The following is a 24681-nucleotide window of genomic DNA, read 5'->3' as shown; positions in this document are numbered from 1 at the left end:
ATCATTTATTTGTTCAACTATTTCATGTATAGAATACCTTACTAGCGGAGGCGGACCGTTTTGACTCCTGAGGGATCAGCACCATCTGAAGATCCACTTTTGCCAAGTGCTCTTCTTGGCAAAAGTTAGCTGAAGAGCGTGCCCCTAGGCAGACTAAAGTCGCAACGTCCTGTTGCAACGTCTGCACTAGTACGTCCTGTACGTCGGAAAGCAAAACGGTCCGCCGCAGCGGTCGCCTTATACCTTACCTGCTATTACACGTTTTTTATTAATTTATCGGAGATTTTAGCGTCTTGTTCATATGCTTTTTGTAATGTCCGGGTGATTTTTCCGGGTTCGCCGTTACCAATTACAACACGATCAACCTGGGTAACTGGTAATACTTCTGAAGTGCTGCTGGATAAAAACATTTCGTCTGCGTACTGGATGTCTTCTAATTGGAAGGCTTCTTCAATCAATGGAATGTTTTCATCTTTTAAAAAGCGCTCTATTGCCATGCGTACACAACCGTGCAGGATATTATTCGTAGCTGGATGCGTGTACACTTTTCCGTCTTTTACTAAATAAATATTGGACGAACTGCATTCTGTCACCACGCCATCACGGTGGAGAATAGCTTCATAACAATCATTCTCTTTTGCCGTTTGTTTTGCTAAAACATTCGGAAGCAGATTTAAACTTTTGATATAACAGTTTTCCCAACGGACATCACGCTGCGAAATCGTTTTTACGCCATTTTCCAATAGCTTTTCGTTTCTGGGCAAATCCTGGAGGTAGGCATAGATATTTGGTGTGACTTCATGTGGAAAGGCATGATCACGGGGAGCAGAACCGCGTGTGATTTGCAGATACACCTTTCCATCGGTGTGCATGTTGTTCTTTTCTAATAATTGATACAACAGTTCCGTCATTTTTTCTTTATGATAAGGGATGTTAATTTTGATAGCTTCGGCAGAACGGAAGAGTCGGTTGACATGTTCTGTCAAGAGGTAATATTCGCCGTTATAAATACGAATGACCTCATAAACGCCGTCGCCAAACTGTAATCCTCTTTCTTCAAACGGGTAGCTGAGACTATTCTTATCAACAAAATCTGATTGGCTAAGAATAGTTGAATATAAAGACATGAAAAAATCTCCTTTCATCTTGGGAAACATCATAATAGTTTTAGTTTATTACGCGGTCAGAAAATTGTAAACAGATAAGGTGCTGTATGAAAATGTCAGGCATCGTAGAAGTATATGTGCTGATAGGGGAAGTTATTCTCGCTGTATAAGTTGAAATTAATATTTTACCCTCTGTTGCTCGCTACGGAAAAACACTACGCTTTCCGTGGGCTTGTCCTCAGCCTCCTTTAAAGAAGACTTGCTGATTGGCAAGCCGTCAGGCGCTGACAGAAGCAAAGTCGCTCTTATGCCCCGCGGGTAGAAAAAAGAAGTTCGCTTTTTTCTGCGGGGTCTTCACACTGCGCATTCCCACAGGAGTCTCCGTGTTTTTCCTCCGCTAGTTATAGTGCTTAATCCTAAAATAAATAACTTCATTGTTTAAGCACAAAAGATAGGTTTATTAGTTCAATTTATATGTATGTTTGTTTTTATTCATTTTTTTGGGGAAGAGCCTATTTTTTATGAAAAAAATTAAATTTATTGTTGATTTTTATCGAATGCGTTGCTATAATAATTCTTGTCATTGAAAAAGGAATATCTATCATGCGGGTGTAGTTTAGTGGTAAAACCTCAGCCTTCCAAGCTGATGATGAGGGTTCGATTCCCTTCACCCGCTCCATACATATGTGATAACGCAGTGTTTCGTACGTAGCCTACGAAGTGTTGCGTTTTTATTTTGTAATAAGCATAACGATTTCCATGAATAAATTCTTAAGCAGGAACAGCCGTGTCCAGCTCCGAGCGCCAAAAACTAGGAGACAACACGTGAGTGCCCTACGATAAAGAAGACTTAGCGATTGGCAAGCCGACAGGCGCAGACAGAGGTGAAGTCGCACTTTCATCGACTAAGAACGGTCACGTCCTGTGACCAACGTCGATACTAGGACGTCGTGTCCGTCGTGCCCCGCGGGTGAAAGTCATCATCGGTTCGTACTTCACCGTGATCCCTCTATCTCAAAAGGGAAAGGAAGTTCGACTAAAGTCGAACCACCCCTAAAGAACGGGGGCGCAGTCTCTACGTTTTTCGACGCACACGATGTGCTAGTGCAGGTGTTGCGACAAGGATGTCGCGTTCTTAGCCTGCAAGGGCGCTCTCCGCTTTTCGTTCTGCGAAATAATTGTTTCTGCTACTTTCACATAGTACCCTGTTCATATAGGAGTTCAAAAAGAACGGAGGAGTTATTATGAAACAACTAAAAAATACGTTATCACAAATTGATCATAAAAGTTATAAAGCATATAAACAAATTGCCGGGAGTTACACGTACCCGCGTCATACACTCTATATAGATTATGTACAAGGAGATCCGTTTGCCAGCCCTTCTAAAATAAGGGTTGTTATTCCGGAGAAAGAACGTGCTATTGAAGCAGAATGGCTGCAGACAAAAGCGCGTCGCATTGCTGTAGAAGACGCTTTTGCCAGAGCGGTCAGCAAAGCGGTAAATCAAAATAAAATTTCTGTTAAAGGTTCAGGGAAAAGCGGTATGGTCGCTTTTGACGGCCCGGGTCAGGAGATTTTAGAACGCACTGCTGTAAGCATATCAGAACAAGCGATTACAGTTTGTTTATCTGTAGGTTTACCTGCCAGCGGACGTACGATAAACGGAAAAGAAGCAATGAAATTATTTGACCAGGTCATTCCTTCTTTAATTGAGCATTCCGTCTTGCAAATTCAGAATAAAACGATCCAGCAAGCTGTCCAGTTAGCGGACCAGCAGGAAGCGATATGGCAGCAGATGAAAGAAAATAATTGGGTTAGTTTTATTGCCAACGACTCCATTTTACCGCGGAAAAGCGGCGTCAGCGATTTGCCTGCAAAGGGGGCAATAGCCTTTCAGAGCCCTGTAGAGGATGAAGTGGAACTGGAACTTCCGCATGGTAAAACCATAAAAGGAATGGCGGTCAAACAAGGAGTTACCTTGATTACTGGCGGCGGCTATCACGGAAAAAGTACATTGCTTCAGGCGATAGAGCGCGGTGTCTATCCGCATTGTAACGGTGATGGTCGTGAATTTATCTGTACCGATCCGAGCGCTGTCAAAATCCGGGCAGAAGACGGCAGAGAGATTTCGTCTGTGGATATCTCGCCGTTCATTTCTAATCTTCCACATGGAAAAGATACGACTTCTTTTTCATCCAGTAATGCGAGCGGAAGTACATCACAGGCTGCAAATGTGATGGAAGCATTGGAGATTGGCGCAGAAACGTTACTGATTGATGAAGATACGAGTGCGACCAATTTTATGATTCGTGACGGTCGGATGCAAAAACTGATTGATCCGGAAAATGAGCCAATTACACCATTTATTCATCGCATCACACAGCTGGCAGAAGAAGCGAATAAATCGGTTATTTTAGTGACAGGCGGTTCTGGAGATTACTTTTCAGTAGCTGACAATGTTATTCTAATGGAAGAATATAAACCGAGAAATGTAACCAAAAGAGCCAAGGAAATTGTACAAGAAGATCCTATTGTCGATAGTCAGGTTGAACCGGCAGATTTCATGAACGTAAAGAAACGGAAATTATTAGCTTCTACATTTCCAAAACAGGCGGATAGAAAATTCAAAATCCAGGCGAAAGGGCAATTTCAAATTCTATTTGGAAAAGAACCGATTTCCTTTGCTTATACAGAGCAGCTGACAGACCCGTCTCAAACAAGAATGATTGCCGAAATTATTCAATACCTTTATCGGAATAATGAGGTACAATATGCTACGTTTGCAGATTTAATCGAGCATATTGATGATAAAATGGATCAAGGATTGGAAAAGCTGACAAATAGCAATGGAAAACATCCTGGAGACTTGGCCAGACCAAGAAAAAATGAAATTGCAGCGGTATTGAACCGCATGCGCAAAGCTGCATTTTCTATGAAATAGGCAGCAACGATGTAAGTTAGCACGTGTTTGGGTAAATATAAACCTGTACGGATTTTAAATACAAGAAAGGGGGCGGTATGGTGAACGTAGACGAGCTGAAAAAAGATATTCAAGCCTATGCCAAAACGATTGGTATCGATGAAATTGGTTTTGCGGCAGCTGATATTTTTACGGAATTAAAGGAAAGGTTGCGGCGTCAGCAAGAACTAAATTATCAATCGGGTTTTGAAAAGGGCAGCATAGAAGAAAGAACCGAACCGAAAAGGCTGCTTCCAGAAGCACAATCTATCATTTCCATTGCCGTCGCCTATCCTTCACGGATGGATAACACACCAAGAGGGACGAAAGGCGACAGACGAGGGATTTTTGCCCGCGCTTCGTGGGGAATTGATTACCATGTCGCTTTAAAAGAACGGCTGGATAAACTCGGGGAGTATATTCAAGAGCGGGTACCTGATGCCGTTGTAAAGTCAATGGTAGATACAGGGGAATTAAGTGACCGGGCAGTAGCTGAACGAGCTGGTGTTGGTTTCAGCGGCAAGAATACCTCCATTATTACTAAAGAACATGGATCGTTTGTTTATTTAGGAGAAATGCTGACCAATATTCCATTTATCCCGGATTCCCCGATAGAAGACGGCTGCGGGGATTGTACCATCTGCTTGGATGCTTGTCCGACAGGCGCTCTTATTCAGGGCGGACAACTGAATGCACAGCGTTGTATTGCATTTTTGACACAAACAAAAGATTTTTTGCCCGAAGAATTTCGGAATAAGATAGGCAACCGTTTATACGGTTGTGATACGTGTCAGCAGGTATGCCCCTGGAACCGTGATAAAGATGCGCATTTTCATGAAGAATTAGAGCCAGATCCGGAACTGGTAAAACCAAGGCTCAGGCCGATGCTTCATTTATCAAATCGGGAATTTAAAGAAAAGTTCGGTCACATGTCTGGTTCCTGGCGCGGGAAAAAACCAATTCAGCGTAATGTGATTATAGCGTTAGGTCATTATAAAGAAAAAACAGCGGAAGAAGATTTAGTTGCAGTGATGAAGCGTGATCCGCGCCCGGTTATCCGCGGTACGGCAGCATGGTCATTAGGAAAGATAGGAACAGATACAGCCAGAGAAGCTCTTGCGGAAACATTGGAAAAAGAAGATGATGAACAAGTGCAGTTTGAAATAGAAAATGCGCTGTCTGTGATGAAGGTTAAATAAACGAAAGAAGAATCGATTGCACATATCGATGCCGGTTCTATATATCGCCTCCTCTGCCAGAAGAAAATGCCTGGGGAATGAAGTTTCATTTGAAGCATAAGCTTTCAGAAGGAGGCGATTTTAATGGGCGATATTGCAACAGATTGGCTGCGTTTTTTCCGTGGGGATAAAGCAGGGCAGAACTGGTGGGATAAAAAGAAAGCACTCTGCAGGAAGAGGGAAGCGCAACTTGTAAAGATAACAGGCAATGGGCTTATCTTAGGCAAGCAATCCTATGAAACAACGAGCCGAACAGCATATGCTGTACACTTGGAATATCTGATAAAGCAGGGAAACTTTTTTTATACAGAAGAACAGGTGCTGCCGTATCAACTTGTGAGAAGTGCTGACGGAAAAGTACGGCATGAAGCGTTTGAAAAACCTGTTGTAGAGAAGAACATAAATCCTTTTCCTGTATTTAAACAGGGAAACCAAAAAGAAACACACCGTGAAATAACATATAACCGGCTGGAAGCAGTCAAATATGCAGAACGATGGTGGAATAGTTATAACCCAGAATATCTGCGTTTTGAAGATGATTGTACGAATTATATTTCCCAATGCTTACGGGCAGGAGGCAGTCCGATGTGGGGCGAACCAGTTCGGGAGCGAGGCTGGTGGTATGGTAGTGATTCCTGGAGTTTCAGCTGGTCTGTAGCACATTCTTTCCGCTGGTACTTAAGCGGTTCTGAACGTGGTATAAGAGGAATAGAAGTGGAAACACCAGAAGAATTAAAGCCCGGCGATGTCATTTGCTATGATTTTGACGGGGATGGCGCATGGAACCATACCACGATCGTAGTGCGAAAAGATGCTGATAACATGCCGCTTGTCAATGCCCATACGGATAACAGCCGCAACCGCTATTGGTCGTATGAAGACTCAACTGCCTGGACACCGGAAATACAATATAAGTTTTTCCGTATTGAAATTAATTAGTGGAGTATTGTTTGGGAAAAATAAGATAAAGAACAAGTTTGTAGCGGGAAGGATAATCCCGATGTGTTGAAGTGAGTGCACATAGGCAACTGCGATAAAACTGCGGCTATAAGAAAAGATGAGCAAATGCAGGTTTTTCAAGAATTTAATATTGAAGGAGAATGAATGGTGGGTTTACATGTAGTATTATTTGAACCGGAAATACCTGCGAATACGGGGAATATCGGGAGATTGTGTTTAGCGACCGGAACAACGCTGCACCTGATTCATCCGCTGGGCTTTTCAACGGATGATAAAATGGTGCGGCGGGCCGGACTGGATTATTGGGAGCATGTGGATGTAAGAGAATATCATTCTATTAAAGCATTGTACCAGACTTATCCAGAAGGTAATTTTTATTATATAGAAAATTTTGGTGCAAAGTATTATACGGATTTTGATTTTTCACCTGTGGAAACAGACCAATTTTTTGTATTTGGAAAAGAATCGACGGGAATTCCTCGGGAACTGCTGGAAGGGAAGGCAGATAAATGCCTGCGGGTGCATATGAATGACCAGGTACGATCGTTAAACCTGTCGAATACAACTTCTATTATTATTTACGAGGCGTTAAGACAGCAAGGATTTCCTGATTTACATTAATAAAACATTTAAAAAAGATGTCTCCGGAATAGGAGACATCTTTTTTACGAACTTTGATAAAGCTTCTTTCGTGTTAAGCAGTACGTTGGTCTTCTTTTGGAACGCCCGGTTTTGCTTCGTAACCGGATGTGAAGCAAGAAACTAGAAAAGTTACAACAACGCCCATGATTAATGCTAAATTCATAAACGGATTCCTCCTTCTATGTAGTAATAATACCTGTTTGAAACATTATCTGTTATTTACCTTTATTATAACGGAAAAATCACAGCTTGTGAACTATTCTTATATTTAACGTATACAAGCCAAATATGTTACGTTAAAAGTAAACGATATATACATGTGAATCAGCTTTTTATTATCAGAAAAATAAGAAACCCAAAACGGTTTTGGGGCCATTTTTTCTTCTATATAAAAAATGTCGAATTCTCCCCGGGAATCGGTGCTGATTCCTTGTAACTACCTTGAAAATCATGTATATTAATTAATGTAAAGATAGTAAAATGATTATTACAAAATTGAACCGTTTTCAAAGACGGATTAGTAATGCAATGGGGGTATCAGTCGTGCCAGGAAATGAAGAGTCTGCAGAAAAATTTTGGGGACAGTTTCACGGACCAAATGCGGGGTATTTAGAACAGCAATATGAGCTATACAAAGAAGATCCGGAACAAGTGGAATCTTCTATTAAATCTTTGTTTGATACACACGGTGCACCTGATTGGCTGACAGGAGAAGATGCAGTACGTCCTGTTGTCAACGGGCAAATTGCTTCCAGTGAATATGTATCAGAAAATTTTGATGTGACTAAATTAACCTCAGCAATGAAACTTGTTGAGGCTATTCGGCGTTATGGTCATACAAATGCTGACATTTATTCTGTCGGCGGGTATAAAAGTGCCCCGTCAAAAATGCTGGATTTAGAGCATTATAATTTAACAGAGGAAGATTTGAAAAAAATCCCTGCGACATGGATTTGGGAACGTGAAAAAGAAGGAATTGCAACAGGATTAGATGTTATTAACCTGATGAAGAAATATTATACAGGTACGATTACATTTGAGTACGATCATGTAAATAATGATGAAGAACGCAACTGGCTGTTTGACCTGATTGAAGAAGGAAACGCAAGATATGATCCAGATCAGGAAGACAGAAAAGATATTCTTAAGCGTTTATATGAAGTAGAAGGCTTTGAAAAATTCCTTCATAAAACATTTGTCGGTCAAAAGCGTTTTTCCATTGAAGGTTTGGAAACGATGGTTCCAATGATTGATTACCTTGTCAAATATGCAAATGAAGATAATATCGAGCATGTGATGATGGGAATGGCGCACCGCGGACGTTTAGCCGTACTTGCAAATGTACTGAAAAAACCGTACGATAAGATTTTTTCGGAATTTAATTATACAAGGGACAAGGAATTAATGCCGTCAGAAGGTTCCAAAGCAATTAACTATGGCTGGACCGGGGACGTTAAATATCATTTCGGTGCAGAAAAAGAAGTGATACATGGAAGTAAAGTGAATACCAAAATAACGCTTGCACATAACCCGTCACACCTTGAATTTGTTAACCCGGTTGTAGAAGGATTTGCCCGGGCTGCTCAGGATGAACGTGATGTAAGCGGTTATCCGACGCGGGACATTAACAAGTCTATGCCGCTGGTTATTCATGGAGATGCCGCTTTCATCGGGGAAGGTGTAGTTGCTGAAACGCTGAATTTAAGTAATCTGCCGGGATATACAACAGGCGGTACAGTTCACCTTATTGCCAACAACCAGCTTGGTTATACAACGGATCGTCATGACGGACGTTCAACACGCTATGCGAGTGATTTGGCAAAAGGTTTTGAAATTCCTGTTATTCGTGTAAGCGCTGATGATCCGATTTCCTGTATTTCTGCTGTTAAAATAGCTTCCGAATATCGTAAAAAATTCCATAAAGATGTATTAATTGATTTAGTAGGTTATCGTCGTTATGGACATAATGAAATGGATGAGCCAAGAACGACACAACCTCAATTATACGGAGAAATTGATGAGCATCCTTCTGTATCAACGCTGTTTGCGCGCGCGATGGAACAGCGAAATCTGCTGGAATCCGGTGAATTTGATGAAATCAAGCATGGAGTTGATAAGAAACTTTCTGATATTTATAAGGAAATGACAGAGAGTGAAATCGGAGAACCGCAGCCGAAATCTATGCCGGAAGTATTATCTAATAGATTAGATCAATTTGAAACAGCAGTAGATTTAGAGATTTTGAAGAAACTGAATGCGGAATTGCTGGAACGTCCAGAAGGGTTCAAAGGCTTCCGGAAAACCGAAAGAATCTTGAAACGCAGAGAAAATGCATTAGAAGAGGGAAATAAAGCTGATTGGGGTACCGGCGAAGCGTTAGCATTCGCTTCTATATTAAGAGACGGCACACCAATCCGGTTGACAGGCCAGGATACAGAGCGTGGCACCTTTGCACACCGTCATGTTGTCCTGCATGATGTGGAAACAGGTGAAAAATACAGCCCAATGCATGGATTATCTGATGTCAAAGCATCCTTTGATGTCCGGAACAGTCCATTATCAGAGGCTGCTGTTTTAGGATTTGAATATGGATACAGCGTTTACTCGCCAAGTACACTGGTTATTTGGGAAGCTCAATTTGGTGATTTTGCAAACGCCGGACAAGTTATCATTGATCAGTTTATTGCTTCAGCACGGGCCAAATGGGATGAGAAGTCAAATATGGTACTACTGCTTCCTCATGGATATGAAGGACAAGGACCAGAGCATTCCAGCGCACGGTTAGAACGTTTCTTGCAAATGGCTGCAGAAAATAACTGGATAATAGCGAATGTTACGTCATCCGCACAACTATTCCATCTGCTTCGTCGTCAGGCAGCAATGCGTTCCCGTCCGGAAGCGCGTCCATTGGTACTGATGACACCGAAGAGCAGCCTGATCAGAGATTACAAGATGGCTTCTGGTCCAGAAGCGTTTACAAGCGGCAAATTTAAATCATTACGTGAACAGCCATATTTTGATACAGATCCGGAAAAAACAACGCGACTGTTATTAGGAAGCGGTAAAATTATGGTTGATATTGAAGGGGAAATGGAAGAAGCAGAAGAGAATTGTGACTGGATTCGCTCGCTGCGTGTAGAACAAATCTACCCATTCCCGCAAAAAGCAATTCAAGAAGAAATTAAAAAGCTTCCTCATTTGAAAGAGATTGTATGGGTACAAGAAGAGCCGAAAAACATGGGAGCTTGGGATTTTGTTGATGACCTTCTAAGAGAACTTCTGCAAGATGACCAGGAATTACATGTTATCAGCAGGCCGAAGCGTGCAGCACCAGCTGGAGGAATTCCTACTGTGCATCAAACAGCGCATAAATATATTATTGATCAAGCATTGAGTGAATTCGAAGGAGGAAAATAAAGTGCAAGATATTAAAATACCTGAACTGGCGGAATCTATTACAGAAGGAACGATAGCGGAATGGCTTGTCAAAGAAGGCGATAAAGTAGAAAAAGGCGACGCTATTGTAGAATTAGAGACGGATAAAGTAAATGTGGAAGTAAACGTTGAATTTACAGGCGTTATTTCCGAAATCACAAGTGGAGCAGGAGAAGATGTTTCTGTAGGCGATACCATAGGGAAGCTGGATGAAAATGGGGAAGCCGGAGCATCATCTTCTGATGGAGAAGAAAGTAAGGAAGCTGCTGCAGATGAAAAAGAAGAGGAATCTCCTAAAGAAGAGCCAAAACAGGAGCCGAAGCAGGATTCCTCTCAGGAAAGCAAGGAAGAACCTGCTGCGGAGCAAAATAATGGCGACGTCATTGCTTCTCCTGCGGCAAGAAAACGTGCCCGCGAATTGGGTATTGATTTAAGTCAAGTTCAGACACGCGATCCTCTTGGCAGAGTCCGCCCGGATGATGTTGAAGCGCATAATAATGCACCAAAACAAGAATCAGCACCATCAAAACCGGCAAAGAAAGAGGAGCCTAAATCAGAAAAAACAGAGTTTGATAAACCGGTAGAACGCGTAAAAATGACACGCCGTCGTCAAACCATCGCTAAAAATCTTGTAGAAGTACAGCAAAATACGGCGATGCTGACAACATTTAATGAAGTAGATTTGACTGCTGTGATGGACCTTCGTAAAAAGCGGAAAGATAAGTTCTTAGAGAAAAACGGCGTGAAACTCGGCTTTATGTCTTTCTTCACGAAAGCAGTTGTCGGAGCGCTGAAAGAATTTCCATTATTGAATGCAGAAATTCAAGATAATGAATTAGTTCTTAAGAAATTCTATGATATCGGCATTGCTGTTTCCACCGATGACGGCCTGGTGGTTCCAGTTGTTCGTGATGCGGACAGCAAGGATTTCGCCGGAATTGAACAAGATATCGTTGACCTTGGTACAAAAGCGCGCGATAATAAACTATCTTTAAAAGACTTGCAAGGCGGTTCTTTCACAATTACAAACGGCGGTACATTTGGCTCTATGCTGTCAACGCCGATTTTAAATGCGCCGCAAGTGGGTATTTTAGGAATGCATAATATTATAAAACGTCCAGTTGCTATGCCGGATGACTCCATTGAAGTGCGTCCGATGATGTATATTGCATTGTCCTATGATCATCGTATTGTGGATGGAAAAGAAGCAGTTCAATTCTTAGTTCGAATTAAAGAGATGCTTGAAGACCCATACGATTTATTACTGGAAGGTTAATGATAAGAAAAGACCTTGATACACAGCTCGTATCAAGGTCTTTTCTTTCCATGATATTATTTGCCAGTGAAAAATGTCATAAAACAGATATCATTTAATTTCTTGTATTGGAAATAATTTTAATAATTAATTCTTTTTGAGAGTATTGAAATTCTGTTCTATGTCGAATATGATTATATTTGAAGGAACAACTTGTATGAAAGAAGGAAATAAGCAATGTTTTGTATTTTCCTTGGTATACTTGTGTATGTAAATGAATACTCATTCATTCACTAGTTTTTATGGAAATGAATAAAAGCGCTTTTATTAAGGAGGGAACAATTTGGATATTCTCTTAGGTATTCTTGCAATTATTATTACATTTGGCTTAGCGTTCCTTATGTCCAATAATAAGAAGAAAATCAATTTTATAGGTGTCGGTGTTATGCTGGTTTTACAGCTGCTGATTACCTGGTTTATGTTTTCAACTAGCTTGGGGCAAAATATTATCACAGGGATAGCAAATGCCTTTAATAAGTTAATTGAATTTGGACAAGAAGGAATCGGTTTTGTTGTAAACGGGTTTGTACTGGAAGAGGGCGGCGTATTTTTCTTTAACGTGCTTCTATTAATCATTTTTTTCTCCACGTTGCTTTCGGTATTAACTTATTTAAAGATTCTTCCGATAATTATCAAATATATTGGCGCGGCGATATCAAAAATTACCGGGTTACCCCGAATTGAATCATTTAACGGGGTTAACAGTATTTTCTTTGGCCAGTCTGAAGCATTGATTGCCATCCGTTCTCAATTTCATCATTTAACAGAAAATCGTCTTTATATTATCAGTGCATCTGCAATGAGCTCAGTGTCTGCATCCATTGTTGGATCATATATGCTGATGCTGCCGGAAGAATATATTTTAGTCGCACTGCCATTAAATATGTTCAGCTGTTTAATGATTTCAAGTATCATTGCACCAGTCAACGTTCCTAAAGAGCAGGATAAAGTAGATATTAAAGAAGTCAGCACAGATAAAAGTATTTTTGAAGCAATGGGAAATGGTGCGCTGGAAGGCGGTAAAATTGCTTTAATTGTAGCAGCTATGTTAATGGCTTTTATCGCATCATTAGAACTTGTAAACTGGATTATCCAATTGATATTTGCAGGAGTTACCATAGAAGAAATTCTTGGATATGTTTTTTATCCGATCGGCATTCTGATGGGAATTGCTCCAAATGAAGTGTTGGAAGCGGGAAGTATCATGGGTACGAAAATTGTTACCAATGAATTTGTTGCTATGTCGTTGTTTGAGCCTTTAACAGAGCAGCTTTCTGAAAAAACAGTCGGTATTGTTACAGTATTCTTAACAAGTTTTGCTAATTTCTCCTCTATTGGTATTATTGCAGGTACAGTTAAAGGAATTGACAGTGCTAAAGCTGTGATTGTTTCTAAATTCGGCATGAAGTTGCTGGCAGGTTCGATTCTAGTATCGATTCTTTCCGCAACAATTGTTGGCTTATTCTTATAAAATAATGTAAAAGCACCCTGAACTTCAGGGTGCTTTTTTTAAAGATACAAAAGTATACGATTTCCTTTTTAAATTTTTATTCAGGAATAGCCATGTCCACGAAAGCGCCAAACTTTAGAGATTTCACGTCGTGCCCTACGATAAAGAAGACTTAGCGATTGGCAAGCCGATAGGCGCAGACAGAGGTGAAGTCGCACTTATGCCCTGCGGGTGAAAAGAAGACTTGCTGACTGGCAAGCTGACAGGCGCAGACAGAAGTAAAGTTGGGACTGCGCTTACTCGTCCCATCAAAATCGCCGCACTTATGCCCCGCGGGTGAAAGTCATCATCGGTTCGTCACCTCACCGTGATTCCTTTATCTCAAGTGGTAAAGGAAGTTCGACCATGGTCGAACCACCCCCAAAAAACGGGGGCGCAGTCTCTACGTTTTTAAACGGGCGCTTTGCGCTTTTCGTTCAATAGCCGTTAGCCATGTTTAGCTGCCTTTTACCGGCTTATTCTGCTTAACATTACGTTGAACATATAGTAAACGAAGCAGAAGGGCGATCGCGCCTGCGCTTAATCCGACAATAATGCCGATCCAGTAGCCGAAAGCTTCTAAATTCGTATAGTTTGCGAATAAAAATCCGACCGGCAGACCGATAATCCAATAAGAGACTAATGCGAGAACTAGTGTTATATTCACATCTTTATATCCTCTTAAGGCACCTTGAATCGGGGCGCCGATAGCATCTGCGAGCTGATAAAAAATCGCAAACAAGATAAATTGTTTTGTTAATGCAATTACTTCTGGATTGGTATGGTATAAACGGGCAACCGCTCCATCAAACAGGAATAAAATAATCCCGATGAAAACAGCAATCATAATGCCGCCGATAATCCCGAGATACGTATAGGAACGGGCATCTTGAAAACGTTTGGCACCTACTTCAAACCCGACAGCAATGGTCAGAGCCATCCCGACACTTAACGGCAGCATATATAACAATCCTGCAAAGTTCATGGCTGCTTGGTGAGCCGCAATAGTATTTGTGTCATAGTTACTCATCATGATGGTTACGACGGAAAAAATGCTTGTTTCAAAAAACATAGCCAGCCCGATAGGCATACCAATTTTTAATTGGCTGACCCAATAGGAAAGCTTGGGTTTTACAAATACTTCAAAAACCCGGTATGTTTTGAAAGGGGCAACCCGATGGATCATATACAAAGAAATGATACTGACAATCCAATAAGTGACACTTGTCGCAATTCCTGCTCCAATGCCTCCGAATGCCGGCATTCCTAACTTGCCAAAAATAAAGATATAATTCAGGAATGCATTAATGGGCAGCGATATTAAGATAATAATCATCGAAGCTCTTGTCTGTCCCAGACCATCCATAAAACTCCGGATCGTGTGAAAAAGAAATAGGGGAATAATTCCTGTTCCCAGCGTTACTAAGTAATATTTTGCAATATGATGGACATCCTGTTCTAAACTCATCAGCTGTAATATCGGGTCTAATACAACAGAACCGATAAGGAGAATAAAGAAGGACAAAGCAATAGATAAGTAAATTCCCTGCTGAATAACTTGCGGAACATCCTCTTTCTTTTTAGCTCCGATCAGCTGGGCAATAATTGGCGTAATTGCAAGAACTACCCCATTAACAGCTGTTAAAATAGGTACCCACAGACTGGAACCAATCGCAACGCCTGCTAAATCACCAGCGCTGGATTGGCCAGACATAACGGTATCAAAAAAATTCATCAGATTCATACTGACCTGTGTTACCAGGATAGGAACCATAATAATTATAAAAAGCTTGATTTTCTGTCTGCGATTGCTTGTTTCGTACATCTTTCATCTTCCTGACATTTCGTGATTCTTTAATTATCATAAATTAATAGGTGCACTGGCAATTTTACACTGATATAATGATTTGGGAAAGGATGAATTGATCCATGGAGAAACGAAATAAAAAACGTATATTATTTACTGGCGGAGGGACTGCTGGTCATGTGATTGTTAATTTAGCACTTATACCATATTACCAGGAGCAGGGCTATAAAGTCGATTATATTGGATCTTATGAAGGGATCGAGCGAAATTTAATTGAAAAATTAGATGGCGTCACTTATTATCCGATATCTACGGGGAAGCTGCGCCGCTACATGTCCAAGGAAAACTTTAAAGATCCATTTAAAGTTTTAAAAGGAACGATACAGGCTTTTCGTATTTTAGGGAAAGGTAAAAAGCCATCGGTTGTTTTTTCAAAAGGCGGATTTGTATCCGTACCGGTTGTTGCAGCAGCGAAATTAAGAGGAATTCCGTCTGTGATTCACGAGTCTGATTTTACCCCCGGTTTGGCAAATAAGCTGTCCATACCATTTACAAAAAAAGTACTAGCGACATTTCCGGAAACAATGAAGTATCTTCCGGAAAAGAAAGCAGCTTACGTTGGTGCAGTTATTCGTGATGAATTATTTACAGGGGATAAGAAGGCTGGTTTAGATTATGCCGGACTTCCGGGAGAAAAGCCTGTTCTTTTAATCATGGGCGGAAGCGGCGGATCGGAAAAAATCAATGAAACGATCCGTGAAGCATTAGATGGCTTATTAAAGGAATTTGAGATTATTCATATCTGCGGAAGCGGAAAAGTAGATGTTTCCCTTCGTATGCCAGGGTACGCGCAGTTTGAATATGTACATGAGGAATTAAAAGATATCTTTGCGGCAACTGATTTTGTGGTATCTCGTGCTGGTTCTAATGCGATTTTTGAATTTTTAGCGTTGCGCAAGCCCATGCTGTTAATCCCGCTTTCCCGTGGTGCAAGCAGAGGGGATCAGATTATTAATGCCGATTCTTTTAAAGAAAAAAATTACGCCAAGATTGTGGAAGAAGAAACATTAACAGCAGAAAAACTGACTCAGGAAGCAGAATCCCTGAAAAAAGCGGCTCCTGTAATGCTGGATGAAATGAAGAAGTATAAGAGTGAGGAATCTAGACAGAAAGTAATCGAAATCATTACATCTATTCAAAAAAAGTAAGCTAATTGCATATGATAGGACCTGCCCATCTCTATAAAAGGGGCAGGTCCTTTGGTTGTTTAATCTTCTCTTGTAACCACATCTAATTTTCCGGTTTCTGGATCAATGACTAATCCATGAACATTCACTTCATTCGGAAGCAATGGATGATTACGAATAATGCCTACACTTTGCGTCACGGAGTCCTCAATTTTTTCAAAACCGTGGAACTCTTTATGAAGGTTAATTCCGGAATGTTCCAAGGTATGTAATGTATCTTCAGTTATTCCTCGATCAAGCATGGTTTGCTGTAATGCTTCTGTGTCCACATTAGACATGCCGCAGCCGTGATGTCCGATGACAACAACTTCCTCCGCTTTTAAAGTGTAAATCGCTACTAATAAGCTTTTCATAATACTGTCAAAAGGCTTACGAATAATAGCGCCGGCATTTTTAACCATTTTCACGTCGCCATTACGAATATTTAAAGCTTTTGGAAGCAATTCTACCAGACGTGTGTCCATACAAGTAAAAATAACCATCCGTTTATTTGGGAACTTGTCCGTTGTATAAGCTTCATAGTCTTTACTATCCACAAATTTTTCATTGAAATCTAAAAGTTGATCTAAATTCATATTTTTTCAGCTCCTTTAATAGAAAATAATAGCACTAAATATAAAATATGAAAATAAATAAAATGTAAAAAGTCATTAACAAATAGCTTGTTTGATTTATTTTAAAAACACAATTGGCTTTATATCAGACAAGAGAGCATTGTTATAGCCGGTAAGAATACATTTGCCATATATGAAACAGAATGAATATAGATGCTCCAGATAGAAAAGAAGGGCTGCTTCTGTTTAGATTTGTTAAAATAAACACAGGATATGTTAGCAACAAAAGGGGGGGTTGGACTTGAAGGACCAAGAGAAGCATCATGACAAACGAAAACATATGGATAAAGACTTAATAGAAGATTTTGATGAAGAAGAAATGAATGAACTGGCGATGCAAGCAAAAGCAGACGCATTGCAAAGAGAGCAGGCAGAGAGAAATGAGCCGAAACACAAGCCAAAGCGGCGATTTTCAAAGGTAATCGCTGTTCTCATTGCAGTTGCGATGGCTTTATATGCCTTTTCGCTATTTCCAAGAGTGATTTCGATTCCTGCTCTTGATTTTCTTCAAGCATCGAGCCGCCTTTTACAGGATGAACAAGTAGCCGCGTATAAAGAAGCTGTCGTTGTAATTGAAACAAATGATGGCAGGGGAACAGGATTTTCGATCTCTGAAGAAGGGACGATTGTAACCAATCAGCATGTTATTGAAGATGAGGAGACTGTAACGGTAGCTTTTCCGGAAGAAGGCTTATTTCAAGGAGAAGTCGTGGAGGAAATGCCTGAGATAGATTTAGCGGTGGTGGAAGTAGAGGAGGATAATCTTCCGTATCTCCCTCTGGATGATACAGCCACAGCAGAACAAGGAGATTATATCCGTTTTATAGGGAACCCGTTATTTTTTAATGGCATTGCTAATGAGGGTACCATCTTAAGTCCGCTGCAACTTTCCGACTGGGAAGAGGAAGTTATGATGATAAGAGCGCCAGTATATCGTGGAAACAGCGGCAGTCCGGTTATAAATGAGGAAGGAAATGTCATTGGGGTGATTTTTGCTACATTGGATCATGAAGAGCATGGAAATGTCGGCCTTTATGTACCCATTCATTATTTTACAGATAGATAACAAATAAAATAGAGCAGTTTAAATTGCTGTTAAAAGGGTATGGAACAGTAAAACCTTTTTTCGGGGGTGTTTACATGTTTCTCAGTTCAACATTAACGAATTTAACCATTCATGCAACAGATGGAGAAATAGGCAAAGTCAAAGATTTATATTTTAATGACAATTGGGAATTACGATTTATTATTGTCGATACAAGAAAATGGCTGCCCGGAAAGAAAGTACTGCTGCCTTATCATGTGCAAGAAGAAATCAATTTGGAAGAAGGCTATATCAAGGTAGACAGAGATAAAGAAACCATACGTGACAGCCCGAAAGCACCTATAGATGACAATGATTATATTTTTGCTTATCAAGAAGCAGTGATGGATTATTTTGGCTGGAACAGTTATAAAGACAATGCAATCATAGATTCCGATCATGGTCCAGTGCAAACCGGGAATGGAGATACGGAAAATCATCATGCTCCGCCAGAACCAGATTTAGATGCACCGGCAAGCTCCAATGATAATTTAAGAAGTATGGAAGAATTGATGGCATTTAAAGTCCATGCGAAAGACGGTAAAATCGGTATTATGGATAATGTTATTTTAACAAAACAGGGAAATATCCAATATCTTGTTGTAAACAGCAACGAGAGCTATGTAGAAAATAATTTATATCTATACCGTACGGAGCAGGTTACCTCCGTAGATTGGTTTGAAAAAGATTTGTATATAGATGATTCCGTAGAAGGATTAGAACAAGTCACATCATTAAAAAGTAACGAGGAAGTTTTCCGTCATGTAAACCATGCGTAAAATCACTCCATCAACAACAATAAACAGCAGCGTTCAGCATTTCATCTTGACCATTGCAGGTAAGGGTGGAATGCTTTTTATATAGCATGTATATTTCTTACTAACTCAACTTTCGCACCTGAGCATAAGCATATAAACCTTGCTGTTCCGGGATGAACATGATCTCTATTGTCATGCTTGCTTTTGGTTAAAGCATCCTTCTATTTTGGGAACAGGGTAGGGTGTTAGCTTCCGCTCCGGCCAAGCCCTCCGCTTTCCGACGTACAACGGTTTTTGATGGGGCGAGTAACCGCAGTCCCAGGACGTGCAAGTGCAGGCGTTGTGACAGGAGTCACGGTTTTAGCCTGCAAACCACTTAGGAGTCTTCGTGGTTGGCCTGCGCTCTAATAGGATTCATGCACCACGAAAAATGTGGTTTGTCTGATCTGACTTTTATTTGTTCAGCTATTTCATGTATAGAACATCCCACTAGCGGAGGCGGACCGTTTTGACTCCTGAGGGATCAGCACCCTCTGAAGATCCACTTTTGCCAAGCGCTCTTCTTGGCAAAAGTTAGCTGAAGAGCGTGCCCCTAGGAAAGCAAAACGGTCCGCCGCAGCGATAGCCTTACACCTTACCCGCTAACCTTTGTCAACAGATGAATAGAAGAAACAATCACCCCCTGTTCCTATGGAAAAGAAATTACTTTTTAAATGGCGAAACTTAAGTTACTTGTAATATTTTTTACAAAAACCAATTTTTTTCGGGTCTGTTTTACAAAAAAATGTTTTTCGTCATATTAATTTAAATGAAATGTTATTCGTTTGTGATAGTAACGGCGCAGGATATAGGGTAATATGAAGTATAGAGACTAAAAAAGTCTGTGTATATATAAGCAATAAAATTAATTTTATTGCTATTTAAAAGTTCATTGAAATAATGAATTTAACCAACAAGAACGACAAAATGGAGATTATTTAATATGAAAATAATAAATACGAAGACAGATTGTGTAAATATAAATGTTAAACCCGAAAAAACAAAAAGAATGTCGAATTATATAATGTTTGGGGGAGTTATAAAATGATGATGACGAAACAATTAACAGATACCCCTATTGAAGAAAAAATTGAAGCCATTCAGGAAGGCGATATCGTATTACAAAATGAAATCCTGCAAACATACAAGCCATTTATTGCTAAAAGCGTTTCAGAAGTTTGTAAACGATATATTGATCCGAAAAAAGACGACGAATTCAGTATTGGATTAATGGCTTTTAATGATGCTATTTTTTCTTTTGAACCGGATAAAGGCAGTTCCTTTTTATCCTTTGCTAAACTCGTTGTGAAGCGAAAAGTTATCGATTATATCCGTTATCATCAAAAGCGCCCGAATCTGTTATCCTTAGATGAAATAAACGAAGAAGAGCAGATGGAAAACCCGCTGATTATTGCTGCTGCTAAAGAAAAACATCAAATTGAAGCGGAGAATGCCAAAAGACGGGAAGAGATTATTTTATTCCAGGAAAAATTAAATGCGTACCGGCTTACGATGGAAGAGCTGACCCAGGCTTCCCCGAAGCATAAAGACGCCAGAGAATCAGCGGTACAGGTAGCTTATGCCTTATATCAGGACAGCCAGTTAAGTGCATATGTCCAGCGCAAGAAAAAGCTGCCGATTAAAAAATTATTAATGAAAGTGGAAGTCAGTAAAAAAACATTAGAACGGAATCGCAAATTTATTATTGCTATCTTTATTGTGTTGAGCAGTGAATATGCTTATCTTAAGGACTACCTTAAGGATTACCTCAAGGATGTGAAAGAATGAAAAAAGGAATTGTGATGGAAATCCATCGCAAATATGCCATTTTACTTACGAAAGATGGCAGTTTCGAAAAGGGAATTATTTTAACAGCATATGCGGACCAGGGAGATGAGGTTATTTTTCAGTCTGTAGTTGAAAAATCCGGATGGAGAAGCTATTGGGCGAAAATGCCCTTATCTGTCAGGTTGTCTGCAATTATTCTTTTGGCATTATTCATTTTTAGCTTTTCTCTATTTTATGGCGCGAATAATTCAACAACGGAGGCCTATGTTGCTATTGATATCAATCCCAGTATTGAATTAGAGTTGGATGATGATATGGTGGTTACAGATATCCATGCTGTAAACGAATCTGCAGATAAGCTGATTGAAGAAGTGCGCAGTATTTCAGAGCGGAATGTCAGCTCGGTTTTAACAGATATCATGCATGAAAGTGAAGATCAGGGAATGGCAGAGGAGAAAACAATGATTGTAGGAGTCAGTTCGGAAAACCCGAATGACAAACTGGGAAATCTTATTTCAAAAATCAATACATACATAGCATCTATCCCTGAATGGGAAATTGCAACATTGCCGGTTCCGGAAGAGGTCCGGAAAAGCGCACAAAACAAAAATAAATCCATGAATGAAGTGATGGCTGCTGAATTGGCAAATCATCATGTTGAAATAGAACAAACATTTTTAGATATAACAGACGCGGATAATCGTGCTATTATTGATTTTTTTTATGGAGAAGAAGCGTCTGATTCAGATACAAATCGTTCTATAGAACAGGAAAAAATGCCGATGAAGCTGCAAGATACGGAATGAATAGATGCAACATTTGAAAAGAAAGAAGAAGAGGATGATTCCATTTAGACTGTGCCAGGTGAAATACTTCTTTGCTGGAAGAAAGTAGTAAAATGGAGATGGAATAAATGACTGTATAAGCAGATGCAAGCCTGTTTTTGACCAGCATCTGCTCCGTCAGCGCGGGGCTATTCTAATTCATACATCCATGGGCTGCTGATTTGAAGAGCATGTTCTAAATAATAAAGCAGGGTATCATGTGATTGATTGACATGTTTCTGGCTCGAAGAATGATGATAAGCATAAAGAAAGTGTTCAATTTTTTTGGCAAGTAAATCATCATCTGTCCGTGACATTAATATGAACAGGTTATCCCATTGGCCCCATATGGTGTAGTATAATGCTTTATCGTAGTCAGGTATCAACATTTTCACTCCTTTATCAGAAGGAATTCTGCAGAGAATAGAAGGTAAATGACAATTGCAGTGCCATGTGACGTTCCTCGTGTTTAGCTTCTCCATTGTTCTTTAAATATCTCTGCAACTTTCATGGTCTTATTTCCATAAATTAACGAATGCTTTATGCATAATTCCTTATTTGTTTATCCATAATAAAGGCAAACAAGTAAGGAGGAATGAAAATGAAATTACGTTTATTTACGGTTTTAACCGTTCTTATGATGGTCTTAGTTGCTTGTCAGAATACGGATAACCAGGATACTAATCCGAATGACACGGATGGAAATGTAGAGCCGACACGTTACGAAGGTCAAAACATCAATGATGGTGGCAGAAATGGTGACAGGGATCAAAATCGTAACCACATGGTAGAAAGAGATGCTGATCGTAATGCAAATGCGGAATACAATGTATCCAAAGAAGCAGCTGAAAAAATTACGAATGAAATGGATAACATCGATTATGCGTATGTGTTAACAACAGAAAACAATGCGTATGTAGGAGCAAACTTGGATATAGACAATAATGATAACGCAAGAAATGACAGCAACATGGAAATCACGGATGATGTGAAAGGTGAAATTGCAGATATTGTTCGTTCCGTTGATTCATCCATTGACCATGTTTATGTCACGTCTAACCCAGACTTTTTAGACTTAGCAGACAGATATGTCAATGATATGGATAATGGCAACCCGGTTGAAGGCTTCTTTGACCAAATGGGCAGCATGATTGACCGTGTTTTCCCGGATGCCAGATAATTTCTGTGATACCGTACAGGTACCTTTTCTGAGGGAATGAAATCGTTCCATCATTGATCAATGTATCTGTCAAAGAACTTGATGAATCCAATTTCTTCCTAACTTTTAGAAAGAAATTGGATTTTTATTTTCTCTCCGAAATTGAAAAGAACGGCCTGATGCTTTGAGAACGCACGCTGCTTTTCTTACTTCATCATTTCATGTATGATGAAAAGAGATACGATGCTAATCAAAGTATAAAGAAAAGGGGAGTTTCACAACATGTCTCAAAAAATGAACGTAGAAAGTTTTAATTTAGATCATACGAAAGTAAAGGCTCCTTATGTACGGCTCGTAGGTGTTACGGAAGGCGTGCATGGAGATAAAGTGTATAAATACGATATTCGTTTTAAACAGCCTAACAAAGCTCATATGGAAATGGACGGATTGCATTCTTTAGAACATTTAATGGCGGAAAATATTCGTAATCATTCAGATGTGGTATTAGATATCGGTCCAATGGGATGCCAGACTGGTTTTTATCTTTCTTTAATGAATCAGGATAATTACGAGGAAGTACTGGATATGGTGGAAAGAACATTAAAGGACGTTTTAACAGCTACAGAGGTTCCTGCATGCAATGAAGTACAATGTGGGTGGGCGGCAAATCACAGCCTGGAAGGTGCAAAAGAAATTGCTGCCGAGATGCTGAAGTATAAAGACACGTGGCACGAAGTATTTTAATTAAGTAGCCGCGAGAAGCTTCATATATCCAACGATGAAGGAGGAGAGGCGCTATGAGCGATAAGGCAATTGCTTATCTGAAAGACAATCAAGACGCACTATTACAAAAATTATATGATTTTCTGGCTATTCCAAGTGTAAGTACGGATCCAGCTCATAAAGAGGATATCATACGCGCTGCAGATTTTTTAACGGAATACTTAAATGAATTAGGATTTGAAAGTGTAGAAAAAGTAGAAACAAAAGGGCATCCGCTTATTTTTGCGGAATATACAAAAGCAGGTCCGGAAGCTCCGACTGTTTTGCTTTACGGCCATTATGATGTGCAGCCGGTAGACCCGATTGACCAGTGGAAAAGCCAGCCATTTCAGGCAGAAGTGCGTGATGGAAGAATTTATGCCCGAGGGTCAAGTGACGACAAAGGGCAGGTATTGATGCACCTGGCTGTTTTTGAAGCTTTCTTAAAAACAGAAGGGAAGCTGCCGATGAACGTCAAAGTTTGTATTGAAGGTGAAGAAGAAATTGGAAGTGAAAACCTTTATGAGCTTCTGCAAGAAAAGAAAGAAGAATTTCAAGCAGATTTTGCGGTGATTTCTGATTCAGGGATGGCCGAAAAAAATCAACCGACCATTTTGTATGGCTTAAAAGGGTTCACCGGAATTGAAATCACCTTAACCGGCCCTGATCATGATCTTCATTCCGGAATGTATGGCGGTGCTGTTCGTAATCCCTTGATGGCGATGAGTCACTTGCTTGCATCAATGAAAGATGAGAATGAGGTCATTACAGTAGATGGTTTTTATGATGGGGTAGAGGACTTGACATCAGAAGAGAGAGAACTGATGGAAAAAGCACCTGGAGAAGATTTTGTTAAAGCAACCAATATCCCGGAAACGGTCTCTGAAAAAGGATATACAGCAAAAGAGCACACGATGGGCCGTCCGACATTGGAAGTAAATGGATTGTTTGGCGGGTATCAAGGAGAAGGTACGAAAACCATTATTCCTTCTGCGGCAACTGCAAAAATTACTTGCCGGCTTGTTCCTGGTCAGGAACCGCAGGATGTACAAGATAAGTTAGTGAAACATATTGAAAAATTTGCTCCAGCAGGTGTTCATGTGAATATTATGAAAGAAAGACTCTCTGCGAAAGCTTACAAAGTAGAACCGGAGCATCCATTAATTAAAAAAGCTGCGAAAAGCTATACAAAAGCATTCGGAAAGGAAACTGTTTTCTTAAGAATGGGCGGATCCATCCCTGTCGTTGAATGGTTGGAAGCAACGTATCAATATCCAATTGTCCTGCTGGGCTTTGGAACACCAGAAGACCGTCTGCATTCACCAAATGAAAGCTTTCCAATAGACAGCTTTGAAAAAGGCATGGAAACATTGGCTTATTATTGGACAGAATTATAAAGGAAAACTTTTATGTAAAACAAATGAAAAAGATCAGTTTTCAAGAAACCAGTCTTT

At 40.1% G+C, this 24681-nt stretch carries 19 protein-coding genes and 1 tRNA gene; 16 read left to right on the top strand and 4 right to left on the bottom strand.

Going from position 1 to position 24681, the window contains the following annotated elements:
- Positions 1 to 254: 254 nt before the first annotated feature.
- The gene (gene dat, locus ACFQ19_RS07115; RefSeq protein WP_379591384.1) at positions 255 to 1127 is read right to left on the bottom strand and encodes a D-amino-acid transaminase; all 873 of its coding nucleotides are present in this window, start codon (positions 1125 to 1127) and stop codon (positions 255 to 257) included.
- A gap of 584 nt (positions 1128 to 1711) precedes the next feature.
- Here dat and ACFQ19_RS07110 point away from each other — a divergent pair.
- The 8 genes from ACFQ19_RS07110 to ACFQ19_RS07075 all read left to right on the top strand — a co-directional run bounded on the left by ACFQ19_RS07110 (position 1712) and on the right by ACFQ19_RS07075 (position 13127).
- Positions 1712 to 1785 (top strand) — tRNA-Gly (locus tag ACFQ19_RS07110).
- A 565-nt stretch (positions 1786 to 2350) separates the two neighbouring features.
- Positions 2351 to 4048: an ABC-ATPase domain-containing protein gene (locus tag ACFQ19_RS07105; RefSeq protein WP_379591383.1), complete on the top strand. Its 1698-nt coding sequence runs from the start codon at positions 2351 to 2353 to the stop codon at positions 4046 to 4048.
- Positions 4049 to 4128: 80 nt separating this feature from the next.
- The gene (gene queG, locus ACFQ19_RS07100) at positions 4129 to 5265 is read left to right on the top strand and encodes a tRNA epoxyqueuosine(34) reductase QueG (RefSeq protein WP_379591382.1); all 1137 of its coding nucleotides are present in this window, start codon (positions 4129 to 4131) and stop codon (positions 5263 to 5265) included.
- Positions 5266 to 5388: 123 nt separating this feature from the next.
- A complete protein-coding gene (locus ACFQ19_RS07095) occupies positions 5389 to 6243 on the top strand; it encodes an amidase domain-containing protein (RefSeq protein ID WP_379591381.1) in 855 nt (284 codons plus the stop codon).
- Between the two features lie 168 nt (positions 6244 to 6411).
- Positions 6412 to 6885 carry a tRNA (cytidine(34)-2'-O)-methyltransferase gene (locus tag ACFQ19_RS07090; RefSeq protein ID WP_379591380.1) on the top strand — a complete coding sequence of 158 codons (474 nt, stop codon included), beginning with the start codon at positions 6412 to 6414 and terminating at the stop codon, positions 6883 to 6885.
- Between the two features lie 564 nt (positions 6886 to 7449).
- The gene (locus ACFQ19_RS07085) at positions 7450 to 10323 is read left to right on the top strand and encodes a 2-oxoglutarate dehydrogenase E1 component (protein WP_379591379.1); all 2874 of its coding nucleotides are present in this window, start codon (positions 7450 to 7452) and stop codon (positions 10321 to 10323) included.
- 1 nt (position 10324) lies between these two features.
- Positions 10325 to 11617, top strand: a complete 1293-nt coding sequence (gene odhB, locus ACFQ19_RS07080; RefSeq protein ID WP_379591378.1) for a 2-oxoglutarate dehydrogenase complex dihydrolipoyllysine-residue succinyltransferase — start codon at positions 10325 to 10327, stop codon at positions 11615 to 11617.
- Between the two features lie 322 nt (positions 11618 to 11939).
- A complete protein-coding gene (locus tag ACFQ19_RS07075) occupies positions 11940 to 13127 on the top strand; it encodes a NupC/NupG family nucleoside CNT transporter (protein ID WP_379591377.1) in 1188 nt (395 codons plus the stop codon).
- 475 nt (positions 13128 to 13602) lie between these two features.
- Here ACFQ19_RS07075 and ACFQ19_RS07070 read toward each other — a convergent pair whose 3' ends face one another.
- Entirely contained in the window at positions 13603 to 14970 is a 1368-nt protein-coding gene (locus ACFQ19_RS07070) for an MATE family efflux transporter (RefSeq protein ID WP_379591376.1), read from the bottom strand.
- Between the two features lie 104 nt (positions 14971 to 15074).
- Between ACFQ19_RS07070 and ACFQ19_RS07065 the strand changes: the two genes are divergently transcribed.
- Positions 15075 to 16160, top strand: coding sequence for an undecaprenyldiphospho-muramoylpentapeptide beta-N-acetylglucosaminyltransferase (locus tag ACFQ19_RS07065; RefSeq protein ID WP_379591375.1), 1086 nt, complete (start codon positions 15075 to 15077; stop codon positions 16158 to 16160).
- 59 nt (positions 16161 to 16219) lie between these two features.
- Here the strand turns inward: ACFQ19_RS07065 and ACFQ19_RS07060 are convergent, their stop codons facing one another.
- On the bottom strand, positions 16220 to 16774 hold the full coding sequence (locus ACFQ19_RS07060; protein ID WP_379591374.1) for a beta-class carbonic anhydrase: 555 nt from the start codon (positions 16772 to 16774) through the stop codon (positions 16220 to 16222).
- Between the two features lie 280 nt (positions 16775 to 17054).
- Here ACFQ19_RS07060 and ACFQ19_RS07055 point away from each other — a divergent pair, with 280 nt between their 5' ends.
- The 4 genes from ACFQ19_RS07055 to ACFQ19_RS07040 all read left to right on the top strand — a co-directional run bounded on the left by ACFQ19_RS07055 (position 17055) and on the right by ACFQ19_RS07040 (position 21288).
- Positions 17055 to 17879, top strand: a complete 825-nt coding sequence (locus ACFQ19_RS07055) for a S1C family serine protease (protein WP_379591373.1) — start codon at positions 17055 to 17057, stop codon at positions 17877 to 17879.
- A 74-nt stretch (positions 17880 to 17953) separates the two neighbouring features.
- On the top strand, positions 17954 to 18676 hold the full coding sequence (locus ACFQ19_RS07050) for a PRC-barrel domain-containing protein (RefSeq protein WP_379591372.1): 723 nt from the start codon (positions 17954 to 17956) through the stop codon (positions 18674 to 18676).
- A 1062-nt stretch (positions 18677 to 19738) separates the two neighbouring features.
- Positions 19739 to 20482: an RNA polymerase sigma-I factor gene (gene sigI, locus ACFQ19_RS07045; RefSeq protein WP_379591371.1), complete on the top strand. Its 744-nt coding sequence runs from the start codon at positions 19739 to 19741 to the stop codon at positions 20480 to 20482.
- The gene (locus ACFQ19_RS07040; protein ID WP_379591370.1) at positions 20479 to 21288 is read left to right on the top strand and encodes an anti-sigma factor domain-containing protein; all 810 of its coding nucleotides are present in this window, start codon (positions 20479 to 20481) and stop codon (positions 21286 to 21288) included. Before sigI ends, ACFQ19_RS07040 begins: the two co-directional genes overlap by 4 nt.
- A gap of 167 nt (positions 21289 to 21455) precedes the next feature.
- On the opposite strand, the gene ACFQ19_RS07035 is transcribed toward ACFQ19_RS07040, so the two are convergent.
- A complete protein-coding gene (locus ACFQ19_RS07035) occupies positions 21456 to 21695 on the bottom strand; it encodes a YhdB family protein (protein WP_379591369.1) in 240 nt (79 codons plus the stop codon).
- A 212-nt stretch (positions 21696 to 21907) separates the two neighbouring features.
- On the opposite strand from ACFQ19_RS07035, the gene ACFQ19_RS07030 reads away from it, so the two are divergent.
- The 3 genes from ACFQ19_RS07030 (at position 21908) to ACFQ19_RS07020 (ending at position 24624) form a co-directional block, all read left to right on the top strand.
- Positions 21908 to 22486, top strand: coding sequence for a YhcN/YlaJ family sporulation lipoprotein (locus ACFQ19_RS07030; protein ID WP_379591368.1), 579 nt, complete (start codon positions 21908 to 21910; stop codon positions 22484 to 22486).
- 261 nt (positions 22487 to 22747) lie between these two features.
- Positions 22748 to 23209, top strand: coding sequence for an S-ribosylhomocysteine lyase (locus ACFQ19_RS07025; RefSeq protein WP_379591367.1), 462 nt, complete (start codon positions 22748 to 22750; stop codon positions 23207 to 23209).
- A 53-nt stretch (positions 23210 to 23262) separates the two neighbouring features.
- On the top strand, positions 23263 to 24624 hold the full coding sequence (locus ACFQ19_RS07020) for a dipeptidase (RefSeq protein ID WP_379591366.1): 1362 nt from the start codon (positions 23263 to 23265) through the stop codon (positions 24622 to 24624).
- Positions 24625 to 24681: the final 57 nt, after the last annotated feature.

The sequence above is a fragment of the Oceanobacillus locisalsi genome, assembly GCF_042675985.1.
Lineage (GTDB): Bacteria > Bacillota > Bacilli > Bacillales > Amphibacillaceae > Oceanobacillus > Oceanobacillus locisalsi.
The sequence above is the reverse complement of the archived record's forward strand: the minus strand, read 5'-3'. Positions and strand labels throughout refer to the sequence as shown.